17 protein-coding genes and 1 pseudogene are annotated in these 16,687 nt (G+C 65.8%); 10 read left to right on the forward strand and 8 right to left on the reverse strand.

Annotation, left to right across the window (positions count from 1 at the left end; all coding sequences use genetic code 11):
- The first annotated feature begins 1 nt into the window (after position 1).
- From ACP7BZ_RS07275 to ACP7BZ_RS07300, 6 genes and pseudogenes are all read left to right on the forward strand, one after another.
- Positions 2–1,108, forward strand: coding sequence for an esterase/lipase family protein (locus ACP7BZ_RS07275; RefSeq protein WP_426111523.1), 1,107 nt, complete (start codon positions 2–4; stop codon positions 1,106–1,108).
- 62 nt (positions 1,109–1,170) lie between these two features.
- Positions 1,171–1,659, forward strand: a complete 489-nt coding sequence (locus ACP7BZ_RS07280) for a response regulator (RefSeq protein ID WP_426111525.1) — start codon at positions 1,171–1,173, stop codon at positions 1,657–1,659.
- Complete coding sequence (locus ACP7BZ_RS07285) at positions 1,644–2,162, forward strand: phasin family protein (RefSeq protein ID WP_426111529.1); 519 nt, start codon at positions 1,644–1,646, stop codon at positions 2,160–2,162. The genes ACP7BZ_RS07280 and ACP7BZ_RS07285 overlap by 16 nt, the downstream gene beginning before the upstream one ends.
- 64 nt (positions 2,163–2,226) lie before the next feature.
- Positions 2,227–2,910, forward strand: a complete 684-nt coding sequence (locus tag ACP7BZ_RS07290) for a TetR/AcrR family transcriptional regulator (RefSeq protein WP_426111531.1) — start codon at positions 2,227–2,229, stop codon at positions 2,908–2,910.
- Entirely contained in the window at positions 2,907–3,707 is an 801-nt protein-coding gene (locus ACP7BZ_RS07295; RefSeq protein WP_426111533.1) for a hypothetical protein, read from the forward strand. The genes ACP7BZ_RS07290 and ACP7BZ_RS07295 overlap by 4 nt, the downstream gene beginning before the upstream one ends.
- Positions 3,704–4,231 (forward strand): annotated as a pseudogene (locus ACP7BZ_RS07300) (TIGR00730 family Rossman fold protein); the annotation flags it as partial. The gene ACP7BZ_RS07295 and the pseudogene ACP7BZ_RS07300, both read left to right, overlap by 4 nt.
- 153 nt (positions 4,232–4,384) lie before the next feature.
- On the opposite strand, the gene ACP7BZ_RS07305 reads toward ACP7BZ_RS07300, so the two are convergent.
- The 6 genes from ACP7BZ_RS07305 to ACP7BZ_RS07330 all read right to left on the reverse strand — a co-directional run bounded on the left by ACP7BZ_RS07305 (position 4,385) and on the right by ACP7BZ_RS07330 (position 11,393).
- Positions 4,385–5,521, reverse strand: a complete 1,137-nt coding sequence (locus ACP7BZ_RS07305) for a diguanylate cyclase (protein WP_426111535.1) — start codon at positions 5,519–5,521, stop codon at positions 4,385–4,387.
- Positions 5,505–8,333 carry a bifunctional diguanylate cyclase/phosphodiesterase gene (locus ACP7BZ_RS07310; RefSeq protein WP_426111537.1) on the reverse strand — a complete coding sequence of 943 codons (2,829 nt, stop codon included), beginning with the start codon at positions 8,331–8,333 and terminating at the stop codon, positions 5,505–5,507. The genes ACP7BZ_RS07305 and ACP7BZ_RS07310 overlap by 17 nt, the downstream gene beginning before the upstream one ends.
- A gap of 225 nt (positions 8,334–8,558) precedes the next feature.
- On the reverse strand, positions 8,559–9,074 hold the full coding sequence (locus ACP7BZ_RS07315; RefSeq protein ID WP_426111539.1) for a YgjP-like metallopeptidase domain-containing protein: 516 nt from the start codon (positions 9,072–9,074) through the stop codon (positions 8,559–8,561).
- A gap of 285 nt (positions 9,075–9,359) precedes the next feature.
- Positions 9,360–9,779, reverse strand: a complete 420-nt coding sequence (locus ACP7BZ_RS07320) for a KGG domain-containing protein (RefSeq protein WP_426111541.1) — start codon at positions 9,777–9,779, stop codon at positions 9,360–9,362.
- A 153-nt stretch (positions 9,780–9,932) separates the two neighbouring features.
- Positions 9,933–10,298, reverse strand: coding sequence for a hypothetical protein (locus tag ACP7BZ_RS07325; RefSeq protein WP_426111543.1), 366 nt, complete (start codon positions 10,296–10,298; stop codon positions 9,933–9,935).
- Positions 10,299–10,364: 66 nt separating this feature from the next.
- Positions 10,365–11,393, reverse strand: coding sequence for an NADP-dependent oxidoreductase (locus ACP7BZ_RS07330; protein ID WP_426111545.1), 1,029 nt, complete (start codon positions 11,391–11,393; stop codon positions 10,365–10,367).
- Positions 11,394–11,578: 185 nt separating this feature from the next.
- On the opposite strand from ACP7BZ_RS07330, the gene ACP7BZ_RS07335 reads away from it, so the two are divergent.
- From ACP7BZ_RS07335 to ACP7BZ_RS07350, 4 genes are all read left to right on the forward strand, one after another.
- Positions 11,579–12,121, forward strand: a complete 543-nt coding sequence (locus tag ACP7BZ_RS07335) for a YaeQ family protein (RefSeq protein ID WP_426111546.1) — start codon at positions 11,579–11,581, stop codon at positions 12,119–12,121.
- Between the two features lie 41 nt (positions 12,122–12,162).
- The gene (locus tag ACP7BZ_RS07340) at positions 12,163–12,612 is read left to right on the forward strand and encodes a copper chaperone PCu(A)C (protein WP_426111547.1); all 450 of its coding nucleotides are present in this window, start codon (positions 12,163–12,165) and stop codon (positions 12,610–12,612) included.
- A 119-nt stretch (positions 12,613–12,731) separates the two neighbouring features.
- Positions 12,732–13,370: an SAM-dependent methyltransferase gene (locus ACP7BZ_RS07345; protein WP_426111548.1), complete on the forward strand. Its 639-nt coding sequence runs from the start codon at positions 12,732–12,734 to the stop codon at positions 13,368–13,370.
- 105 nt (positions 13,371–13,475) lie between these two features.
- Positions 13,476–14,597, forward strand: a complete 1,122-nt coding sequence (locus ACP7BZ_RS07350; RefSeq protein WP_426111549.1) for a type IV pilus twitching motility protein PilT — start codon at positions 13,476–13,478, stop codon at positions 14,595–14,597.
- Positions 14,598–14,608: 11 nt separating this feature from the next.
- Here the strand turns inward: ACP7BZ_RS07350 and ACP7BZ_RS07355 are convergent, their stop codons facing one another.
- Positions 14,609–15,907: a cytochrome c gene (locus ACP7BZ_RS07355; RefSeq protein WP_426111551.1), complete on the reverse strand. Its 1,299-nt coding sequence runs from the start codon at positions 15,905–15,907 to the stop codon at positions 14,609–14,611.
- 4 nt (positions 15,908–15,911) lie between these two features.
- Positions 15,912–16,610: a c-type cytochrome gene (locus tag ACP7BZ_RS07360; protein ID WP_426111553.1), complete on the reverse strand. Its 699-nt coding sequence runs from the start codon at positions 16,608–16,610 to the stop codon at positions 15,912–15,914.
- Positions 16,611–16,687 lie beyond the last annotated feature (77 nt).

Consider the following 16,687-nt stretch of genomic DNA (forward strand, 5'->3'; position numbering starts at 1 on the left):
GGTGAACAAGGTGAAGAACCTGATGCACAGGATGAGCAGGATGGGCACGATGGGCAGGATGGGCACGATGAGCGCGCGCCAGCTGCTGCGTGGGCTGCTGGCGCTGCAAGCGGCTGCGGTGGCGCTGGTCGCCACCGCCTTGCGCGTGGGGCCGGGCTGGCATTGGGGGACGGCGCTGGCGGCGGCAGTGGCGACGCTGTTGCTGGTGCGACTGGCCATCTCGACGAATAACTTTGTGCTCAGCGCCAGCAGCGCCGGCGCCAGCGCCACGCCGGCGCCGGCTCGGCTCACGCTGGCCGGCTGGCTGCGCCTGTGCGGCGCCGAGTTTGTCGCCAGCATGCTGCAAACCTCGTGGTACGGCCCGCGCGGGCTGCCGTGCCAGCGCGTGTTCGACGCCGCCGCTGCGACGCGGTTGCCAGTGTCCCTGCCAGTGCTCTTGCCAGCGCCGGTACCCGTACTGCTGCTGCACGGCTACGGCGGCAACAGCGGCTTCTGGACGCCGCTGATGGCGCGACTGCGGACGGCGCGCATCAGTCACGCCAGCGTCGATCTCGAACCGCTGACGGCTTCGATCGACGATTACGCCGACCACATCGAGCACGCCGTCGACGCCCTGTGCGCCGCCACCGGCGCGGCCGGCGTCGTCATCGTCGCCCACAGCATGGGCGGGCTGGCGGCGCGCGCCTGGCTGCGGCGCTACGGCAGCAGTCGTTTGCTGCGCCTGATCACCCTCGGCACGCCCCATCACGGCACCACCCTGGCCAATCTTGGCGTCGGCCTCAACGCCGCTCAGATGCGCCGTTCGCGCGCGGGCTTGCAGAGCGCCTGGCTGGCGCAGCTCGACGCCGATGAAGCCGCATCCGGTGCCGGCACGCGCGCGCTGATCACTTCGATCTACTCGTACCAGGACAATATCGTCTCGCCGCAAAATTCGAGCTGCCTGGCCGGCGCCCGCCTGCTGCCGCTGGCTGGTGTGGGCCACGTGGCGCTGGGCAGCGACGCGCGCGCGCTCGACGGCGTGCTCGCTGAACTGGCTGCGGTGCAGGCGGCGGCCAGCGCGCATCAGCATGGACAGGGGCGAGCGCTTGCGGGTAAACTGATGTCGTGACCGGCGCGCTCTGCATGCGCCACGGCGCCCGCTTTTTATTTTATTTAGTCAGGACGGCCGCCGTGGGAACACCTATCCTCCTCACCGAAGACCCGGCCAGCGCCCCGGCCCCGCAGGCGCATGGTCTTACACTGCTGATCGTCGACGATGACCCGTTCATGCGCGCGCTGCTGTGCGACATCCTCGAACCGGAAGGCTACCCCATCGCCAGCGCCGCCAGCGCGAGCGACGCCATCGCCATCATCGCTGCCGGCGGCGTCGGCGTGATCGTCTGCGACCAGTGCATGCCGTTGACGCCGGGCACGGCGTTTTTCGAGCGCGCGCGCCAGCTGGCGCCGGCGTGCTACCGTATCATGCTCACGGCGATGGACGACGATGCCGTCCTGCGCCGCGCCGAACAGCGCGGCGATATCGAGCGGCGTCTCGGCAAGCCGTTCGACGGCGCCGTGTTGCGCGCGGCAGTGGCTGACGGTTTTCGCATCGCCACGCGCCGTATGCGAGCCCTGGCCGCACCCACATTCAAGGAGGAGCCGAGATGGCCAAAAAATTGACCGATACCGTGAACGAGCATGAGCAGCAACTGGCGCAGGCTGTGCGCACCTCCGCCCAGCAGATCTGGCAGGCGGGCCTGGGCGCTTTCGTCAAGGCGCAGCAGGAGGAGCAGGGTGCCGGCGGCGGCGAGCAAGCGTTTGCACGGCTGGTCGCCGCCGGCAGCGTGCTGCAGCAGCGGGTGCGCGCCAGCGGCGAGGCGCAGCAGGGCGCAGGCAGTACACCGGAGGCCGACGCTGAGGTCGACAATGACAGCGACAGCGGCGGCGCCCGCTCGTGGGACAGCCTCGAGCAAGTGTTCGAAGACCGCGTGGTGCGCGCGCTGGGGGCCATCGGTGTGCCCAGCAAACGTGATCTGGACCTGCTGGCCGGGCAGATCGGCCGCCTCGGCGAGCAGGTAGCGCAGTTGCAGACCCAGTTGCAGACCCAGCTGCAGACCCAGCTTCAGACCCAGCTGCAGACCCAGCGCGACGGTCAAGCTGACGATCGCAGCGGCCGCACCTGATGGCGCCCGCCGCCAGCGTAACCATGGTGTATGCTTGAGGCAGATTTCACCCACCGCGCCCGCCATGCTCCAGAAAGCCCCCCGCAGAACCCGCGAACGCATCCTCGAATTGTCGCTGCGGCTGTTCAACGAGTTTGGCGAACCGAACATTACCACCACCGTCATCGCCGACGAGATGAACATTTCGCCCGGCAATCTGTACTACCATTTTCGTAACAAGGACGACATCGTCAATTCGATTTTCGTCCAGTTTGAAGCGGAGATCGAGCGCATCCTGACGGTGCCCGATTCGCGTCGCTCCAATCTCGAAGACGTCTGGCTGTACCTGCACCTGATGTTTGAACTGATCTGGCGCTACCGCTTTTTTTACCGCGATCTCAATGATCTGCTCTCGCGCAACCGCACGCTCGAACTGCACTTCAAGGCCATCCTCGCCCACAAGATCAAGGTGGCGCGCCAGCTGTGTCTCGACCTGCGCAGCGAGCGCTCGCTGGAAGCGGGCGACGCCCAGATCGACGCCATGGCAACCAATATGGTGGTGGTGGCGACCTACTGGCTGTCCTATGAATACGTGCGCAATCCGCGCAATTACACCGAACAAAAAGCCATGTCGGATGCGCTCGCGCGCGGCTGCTACCAGGTGCTGTCGATGATTGGCCCGTATCTGCGCGGCGACACCAAGCTGCTGTTCGAAAAGCTGGCGCACGAATACCTGAAAAAAATCGAATTGAACGAGGAGGCGACATGAGCTGGCTGCCCTGTCCTGGTGCTGGTCCGACTTCCGCTCCGGCTGCCGCAGCCGCTTTCGTCTACGACGCTGCCAGCCTGCGCGTCAACTGGGAGCGGCTGCATCGCGGTGATTGCGAGGCGTTTCCCGCGCGCGCCGCGCTGGTCGAGGCCTGGATCGCTTTTCATGCGGGCGATTTTCACCGCGCCATGAAGCTGGGACTGGCGCAGGGCGTGTGCGGCTACGCGGTGGCGCACAAGGCCACCTGCGCCTATGCCGGTGAAGTTGAAACCAGTCCGGCTACCCGGCTGGCGCTGTTCGAACTGGTCGCCGAGCGCTGCGAACGGCACCAGCTCGAACAGCCCGACAATCCCGCCGCCTGGTACTGGCAGGCGTACGCGCTGGGTCGCTGCGCCCAGACCATTTCGATCGTCAAGGCGCTCGCCAAGGGGCTGGCGCCGAAGGTGCGGCATGGCTTTCGCCACGCCGTCACCCTGGCGCCGGCCCATGCCGACGCCTGGATCGGTCTCGGTGTGTACCAGTCCGAAATCGTCGGCGCCGCCGGTCCGCTGATCGCGGGTATCACTTATGGCGCCCGCAAGGAAGACAGCCATGCGGCGTTCCGCCGCGCCATCGCCCTCAACCCCGATTCGCCCAGCGCCTACATGGAATACGCCAACGCCCAGCTGCGCTTCGACGGCCGCAAATACCTCGATGCCGCCCGCCTGCTGTACCGCCAGGCCGCCGCCCTGCAAGCGATGGACGTTGCCGAGCGGCTGGCAATTGGCCGCGCCCAGCGCCAGCTGGACGCCGCATGAAAGCCATCGCCGTCTATTGTGGCGCTGCTGCCGGCGCCAATCCCGCCTATGCCGACGCCGCGCGGCTGCTGGCACGCGCGCTGGTCTCGCGCAATATCGGCCTGGTGTACGGTGGTGGCAAGGTCGGCCTGATGGGCGTGATCGCCGATGCAGTGCTGCGCGCCGGTGGCGAAGCGACCGGCGTGATTCCCCGCGCGCTGCTGGAAAAAGAAGTGGGCCACAACGGTTTGACGCGCCAGTTCGTGGTGCGCGACATGCACGAACGCAAAGCCATGATGGCCGCACTGGCCGATGGTTTCATCGCCATGCCGGGCGGGCTCGGTACGCTGGAAGAACTGTTCGAAATGCTCACCTGGGCCCAGCTGGGCATCCATGCGAAAGCGGTGGGCCTGCTCAATGTGAACGGCTTTTATGACCGCCTGATCGCCTTCGTCGCCCACCAGCAGGAAGAAGGCTTCGTGCGGCCGGCGCATGCGGCGCTGATGCTGGCCGATGCGTCGGCCGAGGTTTTGTTGGACAAGTTGATGGGCACGCCACTGGCCGATGCATTGGGCAACCCGATCGGCAACTCAGCGGGCAACCCAGTGGGCAACCCAGTGGGCAACCCGGTCGGCAACTCAGTGGGCAACTCAGTGGACAAGCTGCACCGCCGCACGCCGTAAAGCGCCGGCCGTGGCTCAGGCGGCTGCCGCGGCAGCGCCGATCGCCACCGCCACCACGCGGTTGCGGCCGCCTGTTTTCGCCAGATACATGGCGTGGTCGGCGCGCGAAATGGTGTCGGTGAACGCTTCGGTGCCGCAGCGCTCGACCACCCCGGCGGAAAAGGTAACGGTCAGGTCGGGCGAGCGCTGCGTCTGGCGGATGTGCACCGCGCTGACCTGCTCGGCCATCCGCTGCAGCAGCTGCGTGGCGTCGGTGAGACTGGTCGCCGGCAGCATCAGCAGAAATTCTTCGCCACCCCAGCGCGCCAGCACATCGTGCTCGCGCAGCGCACTGCGGGCGGCGGCGGCGAAGCTGCGCAGCACGGCGTCGCCTGCCGCATGGCCGTAGCGGTCATTGATCGTCTTGAAAAAATCCAGGTCGAGCAAGGCAATGCACACGCGCCGCTGGGCGCCGCTGCCCTTGCACTCTTCATCGTGCAGCAGGGCGTTCATGTGGCGGCGGTTGGCCAGTGCCGTCAGTTCGTCCACCGTCGCCATGGTGCGGATGGTGTCGACCGCGACCAGCAATTCGCCCTTCTGGCGCTGCAGGCGCGTACGCAGCTTGTTCATTTCGCCCGTCAGCAGCGATACCGCCAGCAGTGACGCCACCGTCATGCCGAAATGGACTGCTTCGATCGGCGCCGGGTAGCGTTGCGGGTGGGCCGCCACCATCCACAGCATGGTGGCGCCCAGTTCGACGGCGGCGACCAGGCACAGGGTCAGGGTGGCGCGCGTGCGCAGCGAAAAGGTACTAAATACGATGATCACCAGCAGCACCATCAGCGAGGCCCCGCGCACCGGACCGAGCAGCGCGTAGGCGCCCACATTGCAGGTCAGCGCCAGCAGCGATTGCAGCACCGCCAGCTGGTCGGGCCGCAGCGACAGCAGATCGGCGCCGCGGATCAGCAGGTAGCAGCCAAACATGCTGGTGACGCCGAAGCGGATCAGCGGGGTGGCGGCAGCGGCATCGACGATGCCGCTGCCGATCAGGCTGAAAATGAGCAGCATGGCCATGGCGTACAGCAGCCAGGTGGCGGCCCAGTAACCGAGCATGCGGCGCATGCGCGGCTCGCTGCCGAGCAGCAGTCTGAGAAGCTTAGAGCGTAGGGACACAGGGCACCTCCTGGCGGTCGATGCGCTCGGCCGCGTGGCCCTGAGAACGCAGCAGTTCGGCGATCGCTTCCGGTTTGACGGCAGGGCTGAACAGGTAACCCTGCATCTCGTCGCAGTCATTATCGCGCAGGAAGCGCAGCTGCTGTTCGGTTTCGACGCCTTCAGCGATCACCCGCAGGTTCAGCTTGTGGCCCAGCGAGATAACAGCCATGGCGATGGCCTGGTCGTCGGCATTCTCGGCCAGCTCGCTGACAAAGCTTTTGTCGATCTTCAGGCTGCTGATCGGGAACGATTTGAGCGCCGACAGGCTTGAGTATCCGGTGCCGAAGTCGTCGATCGACAGCGCCACCCCCATCGCCTTGAGTTGGCGCATCTTGCCGACCGACTGTTCAAGGTCGCGCATGATCAAGCCTTCCGTCACCTCCAGTTCAAGGGCACCTGCGTCGAGCCCGCTCTCGCGCAGCGCCTGGGCGACGCGTTCGACCAGCCGGGTGTCTTCGAACTGGCGCGGCGAGACGTTGACCGACACCGACAGTGGCGCCAGGCCGGCCGGGCGCCAGGCCATGTTCTGCTGGCAGGCGCTGCGCAGCACCCAGTCGCCTATGGCGACGATCAGGCCGGACTGCTCGGCCAGGCCAATAAAGCGCAGCGGCGAGACCATGCCATGGTCGGGGTGATGCCAGCGGATCAGCGCTTCGACGCCGAAGATGCGGCCGCTGCGCAGATCGACCTTCGGCTGGTACAGGATGCTGAACTGGTTCAGTTCGAGCGCCGTGCGCAGCCCTTCGAGCAGCACCAGCTTGTGCTCGACGCTGGCGTTCATCGCGCGCGTATAAAACTGCAGGCTGTTGCTGCCCAGTTCCTTGGCGCGGTACATGGCGGCGTCGGCATTGATCAGCAAGCTGTCGGCATCGGCGCCATCGCGCGGGTACATCACCACACCCATGCTGCAGCTGACCTGTACCTGCTGGCCGGCCACCAGTACCGGTTCGCGCACCGCCTGGCGCATTTTTTCCAGCACCGGCGTCACCGTGCGCGCATCCTCGGCCGGGTCGGGCAGGATGACGACGAATTCGTCGCCGCCGAAGCGGCCCAGGGTGTCACCGCGGCGCAGGCAGGCCTGCATCCGTTCGCTGACCACCTTGAGCAGGGTGTCGCCAGCGGTATGACCGAGACCGTCGTTGACCAGCTTGAAGCCATCGAGGTCAATGAAGGCGACCGCGACGCAGCCCCGTTTGCGCCGGGCGCGGCGGATCGCCTGGTCGAGGCGGTCGCCAATCAGGCTGCGGTTCGGCAGACCGGTGAGGGCGTCATGGTGGGCCATGTGGGCGATGCGCGCTTCGGCCCGTTTGCGTTCGGTGATATCGCGCACGATGGCCACCACGCCCCCTTCGACTGCCACCACCTGGCGGTGCATCCAGGTCTCGCGCGTGCGCTCGGTGTCGCCACGCCATTCGGCTTCGCGCATGCCGCCCAGTTGGGCCACCTTGACCATGTCGTCGAAGATGCCGTTGTTGCGGTAGCTGGGGATCAGATCCAGCAGGTGGCCCCCTTCGAGTATCTGGCGGCGCAGGCCGGTGAGTTTTTCGGCGCGCTCGTTGGTCGCTTCGATGACAAAATCGGCGATCGCGCCGTGCTCGTCGTAGACGTTGCGCATGACGAAAAAGGCATCCATGCTCGCTTCGGCGGCAGCGGCGAAGGTCTCCTGGGCGCGCCTGGTGCGGCGCTCTGTGCGGCTCAACTGCCACGACCACGCGCACACCAGGGCGACGATCAGCACCAGCAGCACGCTGCCGGCGGCAGCCGCCCACAGCCAGTTGCGGCGGTGCCGTTCGAACACGCGCAACTGTTCGTCCTGGTCGAGGGCGACCACGGCGCTCAAGGGGAAACCGGCCAGCGCGCGCATTGCCGTGTAGCGCAGCGTGCCATCCCACGGCGTGGCGCTGGCCGCCGCTGGCCGCGCCAGCTGCGCGTGCATGCTGCCGGCCTGCTGGCCCCAGCTGACGGTGTCGCCGATCCGCACGGCGCGAAAGACACCGTCGTCGCCCAGCATGCCCAGCAGACCATAGGCGCCGTGGCGCGAATGCTCATAGCTGCTGGTGAAGTAGGCCGGATTGACGGCGATGATGGCGACGCCATCGAAGCTGCCATCGTCGTCGTCGATGCGGCGGGTGAAGTACAGGCGCTCCGCAGGGGCGCTGGTAGCGCTCGGCACGGGCGCCTGTGGCAGTGGTTGGCTTACCGTTTGGCTCACCGCTTGACTTGCCATTTGGCTGACAAACGGCCGCCCGCTGCGGTAGCGCCGGTGATCATCGATATAGGGCCGGTCGGCCACGCTGGTGGTCGTCGCCAGCGGATTGCTGGCGACGATGCGGCCGTCGCGGTCGGCGATGCTGACCACGAACACCTTTCCCGACGGCAATAGGCCATTGCTGGCCAGACTGCCGAGGGCGCCATCGGTGCCACTGATCTGCTCGGCAAACTTGAGCACCTTTAAGGTCTGGTCGATGCCACCGAGGTTGCGCGATAGCTGTGCCTCGTAGGTATTGACCATGTCCTCGACCGCCTCGCGCGCGGCGTCCTCGGCCCGCTCGCGTTCGTGCCCGATCGCGTGCAGGGTCAGGGTCCAGATGGCCAGCAGCAGCAGCACGGCGAACAGCGGCAGCGAAATATGGGTTTCCAGCCCGCGCCGCAGGTAATGAGGTTGCAGCGCGGCGAGCAGCGGGGATAGCAGCGAAGCGAGCCGCGGGCGGCGGCTGGCGCGGCCCTCGCGGCGTTCACGGGCGGTGGCACGGGGCGAAATGAGCGGCATTGGATGGTGATAAGAGGGCCGCAGGACGCCAGCGACCGACCTGCTGCTGCGTGGGCCGCTGCTGGCGCCATGACTGGCCTCGTGTTTTTATTAATATTGCCTAAAAGCATTAACTGTAAACAAGCCAGTGACACTTGTCGATAAGTTTATTTGGGGAAATAGTTGGATGCGGGCTTTGTGTGCAGGCAGGCGCCGGGCAACTCGCTTGCCGGTGCTGACGTGCGCTCATGCCCAGAGGGGCGTGGCGGCGGTATCGAGGTGGGTGAGGACGAGGCGCAGGTCGAACTCGTACTGGTGGTATTGCGGTTCCATATAGCAGCACAGCTTGTAGAAGGCCTTGTCATGCTCTTTTTCTTTGACGTGCGCCAGTTCATGCACGGTGATCATGCGCAGCATTTCAAGGGGCACCTGCTTGAATACGGTGGCGATGCGAATCTCGCGCTTGGCCTTAAGCTTGCCGCCCTGTACCCGCGAAATGGCGGTGTGCAGTCCGAGCGCGTGCTGGATCACCTGGATTTTGCTGTCATAGGCGACCTTGTTGATGGGGTCGGCGTTGCGCAGGTACTGGCTGCGCAACTCTTGCACATAATCGAACAGGGCGCGGTCGGTGCGAATCTCGTGGGCGCGCGCATAGCGTTGCTGCAGCACGCTGGCGAGCTGGCCCTGTTCGATCAGCTTGGCCACCTGGGCGCGGGTCTGGTCGGAATAGGCAGCGAGATATTTGAGGGGAACAGGGGACATGGAGGCGGCAATGTAGCACAGCGAGCGCGCCGGTGCAGCGCGCTGTGCCGATGGGGTCACTGCGGCATGCCTGCGCGAGGACGCGCGCACTCCGGCGATGGGGCAGGGCCGGCACGAATGGAGGCAGGCAGGAGTCTCGGCAGACGGGCAGGCAGACGGGCGGACGGGCGGACGGGCGGACGGGCAGACGGGCAGACGGGCAGACGGGCAGACGGGCAGGCGGGCAGACGGGCAGGCAAGCGGGCAGGCAGGCAGAACCTGCCCGCCTGCCTGCAGCGGCGGGCGTCACTCTTCCTTGCCACCCTGGCGATTGCCCTTGCTGGCCGCCGCCGCGGCCGCGCGGCTGGCGGACTGCCGGCTTTCGCCGCCCTTGCGACCGATTTCCGCCATGTGGTTGCGGTCGCGGCTGACCGCTTCGCCCCCTTTTTGGCCGGCCCGGCGTGCTTCTTCGGAATCGAACTCGTGGGCTGTGCCTTTCTGGTGGGCGGCCTGGCCCCCCTTGCTGGCGATTTCGCGCTGCTGGTTCTGGTCCATGGCGGCAAAGCCCCGCTTGGCCGGGGTGCCGCTGCTGCTGCCACTGCTGGTGCTCCCACTGCTGCTGCCGCTGGTGCTGCTACTGCCGCTGGTGCTGCCACTGCGGCTCTTTTGGGCATTGCCAGCCGTTGTCGCGCTCTTGCGCGTGCCGCTTTCCTTGCTCGTTGCCATGTCAATCTCCTAGTCTGCTTGAGGAACCGAGACGGTGATTCGCTACCGGATACGCATGAACGCGCTCTTGAATTTAGAGAGAGGCCGACAACATAAGTTCCGTGATTGGGCCGCAGCGCCGCAATTTGTTCGCGGCGCTGACACAAATTGACGCTAATCGGCCAGGGGCGCGGCGGCGTAACGGGCCGCCGGCACGTAGGCTTCGGCGCTGGCCGCCATTGCGGCCTGGGCGCCGCCCAGCAGATCGAGCACCCGTTCCTGCCAGTCGGTCCAGCGGGCGATGGTGGGATGGAGTTCGCTGGCCAGGATCACGGCCGGCTGCAGCGGGTCGCGGCAGTCCAGCAGTGCCCGCAGCGTGCTGCTGCTGGCATCAAGGTGCTGGCGCGCCAGCCGCCACGATACCGCGCTGATTTCACGCCAGGCGTCGAGCGCCCGCACGCTGGCGTCGCCGGCGAACGCAGTGAACGCAGTGTGCGCTTGCAGATAGGCCTGGAAAGCCGGGGCGCCGTTCATTTGCATGGGACCTCCAATAGAGTGGTCCCTGTCAGACGCTGGAAATGGCCAGGAGTTCCCGGCCCGTTGCGCTCAGGCGTCGGCCACCTTGAGCACCAGCTTGCCGAAGTTTTTACCTTCAAACAGCATCAAGAGGGCGTCGGGGAAGCGCTCGAGGCCATCGACGACGTCTTCGCGGCTTTTCATGCTGCCCGCCTGCAGCCAGTTGGCCAGCGCCGCAACCGCTTCCTGGTAACGCGCGGCGTAGTCGAAGACCACCATGCCTTCCATGCGCGCGCGGTTGACCAGCAGCGAGAGGTAATTGGCGGGGCCCTTGACGGCGCTGGTGTTGTTGTATTGCGAGATGGCGCCGCAGATGACGATGCGCGCTTTCATGTTGATGCGGGTGAGGACGGTGTCGAGGATGTCGCCGCCGACGTTGTCGAAATAAACGTCGACACCGTTCGGGCAGTGCTGCTTGAGGCCGTCGCGCACGTTGCCATTCTTGTAATCGATGCAGGCGTCGAAGCCCAGTTCATTGACGACGAAATCGCATTTGTCCTTGCCGCCGGCGATGCCGACCACGCGGCAGCCCAGCAGGCGGGCGACCTGGCCAACCGTCTGCCCCACCGCGCCGGCCGCGCCCGACACCACCACCGTCTCGCCCGCTTTGGGCTGACCGACATCGAGCAGGCCAAAGTAGGCCGTCATGCCCGGCATGCCGAGGGTGTTGAGCCAGGTGGTCAGCGGCGCCATGCGGGTGTCAATCTGGACGAAGGCGGCGCTCTTGTCGTCGGCCGCGCCGACCCAGTAGCGCTGCACGCCGATGCCGCCGGCCAGCTGCGCGCCCACCGCAAAGCGGGGCGAGCGCGACGCCACCACCACGCCAACACCGCCGGCGCGCATGACTTCGCCGATAGCAACCGGGCGAATGTACGATTTGCCTTCGTTCATCCAGCCGCGCATGGCCGGATCGAGCGACAGGTAGAGCGTCTTGACGACGATCTCGCCATCGGCGATCTCGCGCAGCGGCGCGCTGGTCAGCTGCCAGTCGCCGGGCTTGGGCAAGCCGACGGGACGGGCGGCGAGGCGGAACTGCTCGTTGTGGAGGGGGGCGGTCATGGCGGTCCTTTGCAAGGGGGGGGAAGGAGCTTGACTATAACGCAATATGCACGGTCGTACTATTTTTTTGCGGGGCCGCTTGCAGGCGCGGGTGAGGCGCATGCGACAATGGCGGCAGGTGACTTTTTTTTTGCGCGCAGCGTTGCCCGCATTCGCCTCCAACTTCCCTTTTACTGATTGATTCAATGGCACTCAAAGCAACCATCTACAAGGCCGAATTGCAAATCGCCGACATGGACCGCAATTATTATCAGCAGCACCTGCTGACCCTGGCGCGCCACCCGTCGGAAACCGATGAAAGGATGATGATCCGCGTGCTCGCCTTCGCCATCCACGCTAGCGAGTCGCTGATGTTTACCAAGGGCCTGTTCGACACCGACGAGCCCGACCTGTGGCAAAAGGACTTGACCGGCGCCATCGAGCTGTGGGTCGAAGTGGGCCAGCCGGACGACAAGCGGCTGATGAAAGCGTGCGGCCGCGCCGCCGAGGTGGTGGTGTACAGTTACAGCGCTACCAGCCACATCTGGTACAAGCAGATCGCCAACAAGCTCGAGCGCGCGAAAAATCTCAGCGTGATCAATATTCCGGCCGAAGCCAGCGCCCAGCTCGAGAAAATGGTCAACCGCAACATGCAGCTGCAGTGCACCATCCAGGATGGCCAGATCTGGCTGACCAATAGCGTCGATACCGTGCTGGTCGAGCGCGAAACCTTCAAGCCGCCGCGCTGAGCGCCCGCTTTCACTTTGCCTCACCTTTGCCAGGATATGCCATGAAAACCACGCTGATCAAGTCCCTGTTTGCCCTGCTTGCCCTGACTGCCGCCGCCGTATCGGGCAGCGCCTCGGCCCAGACCGTCGTTAGCGATGCCTGGGTGCGCGCCACCGTGCCGGCCCAAAAAACCGGCGGCGCTTACCTGACGCTGCGCTCAAGCGATGCCGCCCGCGTCGTCGGCGGCAGCTCGCCGGCGGCGGCCAGTGTCGAAATGCATGTCATGCAAATGAATGGCAGCGTGATGTCGATGCGCGAAGTGGCGGCCATTGAGTTGCCGGCCGGCGTGCCCGTCAACAGTTTTCACCTGATGCTGATCGGCCTGAAGCAGCCCCTGAAAGAAGGCGCGCTGGTGCCGCTGACGCTGCAGGTCGAGCACGCGGGCGGCAAGCGCGAAGCGCTGCAGGTCGAGGTGGTGGTCAAGCCGCTGACATTCCGTTCTGGCCATTAAACGTTCCGGCCATTGAGCGTTCCAGCCAGAAGCACGCTGGCCATTGATGTTGCCATCGCCTGTATGATGGCGCCTTTGGCGTTGCGCTGTGCGCGCCGCGCCGGCCTCACGGGACAATTATGTTATTCATTACCATCAAACAGGGCAAGGAAAAAGCCATTCTCGCCGGCGATCCCCTGATCTACGCCTCCGCCATCGACAAGGTCGAAGGTAAACCCAACGAAAAGATGAAACCGGGCGCCACCGCCGTGGTGCAATCGTCATCAAAACAGTTTATTGGCCGCGCGGCCTACAATTCGCGCTCGCAAATCCGCGCCCGTATCTGGAGCTTCGATGAAGCCGAACCGGTCGATCACGCCCTGATCAAAGGACGCGTGCAGGCGGCGCTGGCGCGCACGGCGGCCGCAGCGGCGAAAGCCAAACCCGATCAACTGCTGCGCCGGGTTGATGGCGACCTCGATCGCCTGTCGGGCCTGATCGTCGAATCGTTCGGCGGCGCCGATGGTTACCTGATCTGCCAGTTCCAGTCGGGCGGCGTGGAAGCGTGGAAAGTGGCGATCGTGCAGGCGCTGATGGCCGGCACCGGCTGCCGCAATGTCTACGAGCGCTGCGACGACTTGCTGCGCAAGGGCGAAGGCTTGCCACTGGTGGCTGGCGCGCTGGCAGGCGAGGAGCCGCCCGATGACGTCATGTACACGGACGGCGGCGTGAAGTTCTCGCTGGACCTGAAAACCGGCCACCGCAACCGCTTGCGCTAACATCGGGCGCACAAATTATTTCGATATTGCAATCTTTTGCGCCGCTGTGGTTTTATAATTGGCAGGCAGATTTCCTGTCATGCCAGTTTCAAGCGAGAGCCACCGATGGACCACCACCAGACCTCCCAGATCCGCACCCTGACCTACGTAGAAAACGAGGACCACCCCGTATTCGGCACCCTGGTCGAGCAGATTTTGCACCTGCTGAACTCGCGCCTGGTCTTTTCCGACATCATCATTCACCAAAATAGCCCCTTGATGCTGCGCCAGCCAAAGGGACTGGTGGCGGTTACCGATTCGCCCATCACGCGGGAAGAGTTGGAAGAGTTTTTTGAGGTCATCGAACCGAACTGGAGCGAGCGCATCATCGAGCGCGCCTTCGACCGCTCGATCGACCTGCACACGGCGCGCATCCGCGCCAACTGTTTTACGTTTCAGGGTAAAAAGCGCCTCGGCTGCGTGATCCGCCGCTTCCCGAAAGAGCCGCTGGCGCTGGCGGCGCTGGGCCTGCACGCCGACGAGCGCGCCTTTGCCAGCCTGACCAGCGGGTTGGTGTTGATCATCGGCGACACCTGCCAGGGCAAGTCGACCACGATTGCCTCGATGATCGATGACATCAATATGCACCGCTCGGGCCACATCATCACCATCGAAGACCCGGTCGAAACCCTGATCCCGCAGCGCAAATGCATCATCACCCAGCGCGAAGTGGGCATCGATGGCGACGTCGACAGTTATTACCTGGGCGCGCTCGACGCCCTGCGTGAGCGTCCCGATGTGATCGTCATCGGCGAAATCCGCGATGCCCAGACGGCGCAGGAAGCGCTGGCGCTGGCCGAATCGGGACCGCTGGTGCTGGCCACCCTGCATGCGCGCTCGACCGAGATGGGTCTGCAAAAAATGATCCGCCTGCTGGGCAATTCGGAAGCGCAGTCGCAGGCGCTGGCCCATGCACTGCGTGGCGTGCTGTGCCAGGCGCTGCTGCCGTCGAGCGAAGGCAACCGGTATCACCTGGCCACCGAATGCCTGACCAACGGCCCGGCGCTGTTGCCGCTGCTGGAAGCGGGCGATATCGCCGCCATCCGCGCGCGCATGAACAGTGGCAAGGATGGCGGTTGCCATACGATGAATGCGTCGCTCGAAGCGCTGCTGGCCAGCCACAGCATCAGCGTCGACGATGCCCGCAATGCCACCACCGACCGCATCGGCTTTGCCGAGATGGTGTAATCGCGGTCGAATCAGTCGAGTGCTGCGCCGCGCAGCGCGTTGACGCTGCGCGCGCTCACTGGCGCGGCCTGGTTGCCCCAGCTGGCGCGCAGATAACTGAGCAGCGCCGCCACCTCGGCATCGTTCAACAGGTGGCCATACGGCGGCATGCCGTAGGGGCGCGGATTGCCGCCGGTGGCCGGCGCAAAGCCGCCGTGCAGCACCAGGCGGATGGGATTGACGGCCGACTCCATCGTCAGCGCGCGGTTGCCGGCCAGCGCCGGATAGTGGGGCGGCATGCCCTCGCCGTCGGCACCGTGGCATGCGACGCAGTGCTTGTCGTATAACTGGCGACCCTGTTGTTTCAGCTGCAACAGCTGCGGCGTCGGCGCCAGCGTTTGCGCCGGCACGCGCGGCGTCGCCGGCAGCGCCTGCAAATACACCGCCATCGCCGTGATATCGGCATCTGCCAGATGCTGCAAGCTCGCTTCGACCACCTCGGCCATCGGCCCGGCCACGCTGGCGCTGCTGGAGATGCCGCCGTGCAGCAGTGCGCCGATCTCGGCCACCGCGATCTGCTGCTGGCCCGCTTCGCCGGCCGCCGTCAGCGAGGGGGCGTACCAGGCGCCGCCCGGTAACAGGGCGCCGCCCAGCGCATCGTCGCTGGCGCCGGCGCTGTTTCTCGCCGAGTGGCAGGCGCTGCAGTGTCCCAGGCCCTCGACCAGATATGCGCCGCGGTTCCATTCGGGCGAGCGGGTGGGGGTAGGGGCGAACACGGCCGGCGTGAAGTACAGCAGCCGCCAGCCCGCCAGCGCTGCCTGGGTGTTGTAGGGAAAGCGCAGCTGGTGCGGCGCATTCGGCTGGCGCACCGCCGGCAGCGCGTGCAGATAGGCGTACAGGGCGTCGGCGTCGGCGCGCGTGACCTTGGTGTAATTTGGATAGGGAAAAGCGGGATACAGCAGGCGGCCATCGCGTGACTTGCCGTTGTGCAGCGCGCGCCAGAAATCGTCGGCACTCCAGGCGCCAATCCCGCTGGCGCGGTCGGGTGTGATATTCGGCGTGGCGATAGCGCCGAAGGGGGTCGCCAGCAGGCGTCCGCCCGCATACGGGGCGCCGCCGCGTACTGTGTGGCAGGCCATGCAGTCGCCTGCGCGCGCCAGCACGGCGCCGCGCGCCAGCACGGCGGGGCTGGCGGCAAAGTCGGCGCTTGCGGCCGACGGCATGTGTTGTTCACGGGGCCACGCAAGAAAAAGCCACACCGCCAGCGCTTTGAGCACAATAGCCAGCAGGGCGATGGCACGGCGGCCGTTGCGGCTGTGGATGGTGTCCATCGCGTCAGTCGGGGGCGCTGCCACAGGCCAGCGGCAGCGGGCGGGCAATGGTGGCAGCCGGCGCCATCGCCGCGGCGGCGGGCAGCGGGCGGCGCGCAATCCAGCCGGAAACAGCGGCGACATCGGACAGGCTGAGGCGATTGGCGATGACGGCCATGCAATCGGGCGCTTGCGCGCGGCGCGTGTGGTTGCGCCAGTTACCCAGCTGCGCATTGAGATAGTCGCGCGGCAAGCCGGCCAGGCCAGCGATGGCGGGCTGCACCCCCGTCAGGCGCGCGCCATGGCAGGCGATGCAGGCGGGCAGCTGGAGGGCGCGATCGCCCTCTAGCACCAGCTGGCGCCCGCGTGCCAGCGCGGCAGCGTCCAGGTCGACCGTCGGTACGGTGGGCGCCGCCAGCTGTTGCTTCGAAAAATGGTCGGCAATTTCCCGCAGATAGGGCAGCGACAGGTGCTCGACCATATACGTCATCTGCGGGTATTGCCGGCGTCCTTCGCGAAAATTGATGAGCTGGTTATACAGATAGCCGGCCGGCTTGCCGGCAATGCGCGGAAACACGGCGCGGCCGGCGCTGCTGCCATGGCAGGCCGTGCAGGCCAGCACGCGCTGTTCGATGGTGTCGGCCGGCGTGGCGGCGCCACTGCGCACCGCCGCTAGCAGCAAGCACAGCAACAGCAATACGGCACGGCGGCCAGAATCAGGCATGTGTTCGCTTCACGATACCAAGATGACGCAGCATAGCGCTTTTGTTAAGATTGAAGAAATTTCATACCACCGAAGGG

The organism is Massilia sp. PWRC2 (genome assembly GCF_049896725.1).
Taxonomy (GTDB): domain Bacteria; phylum Pseudomonadota; class Gammaproteobacteria; order Burkholderiales; family Burkholderiaceae_D; genus JAFCUW01.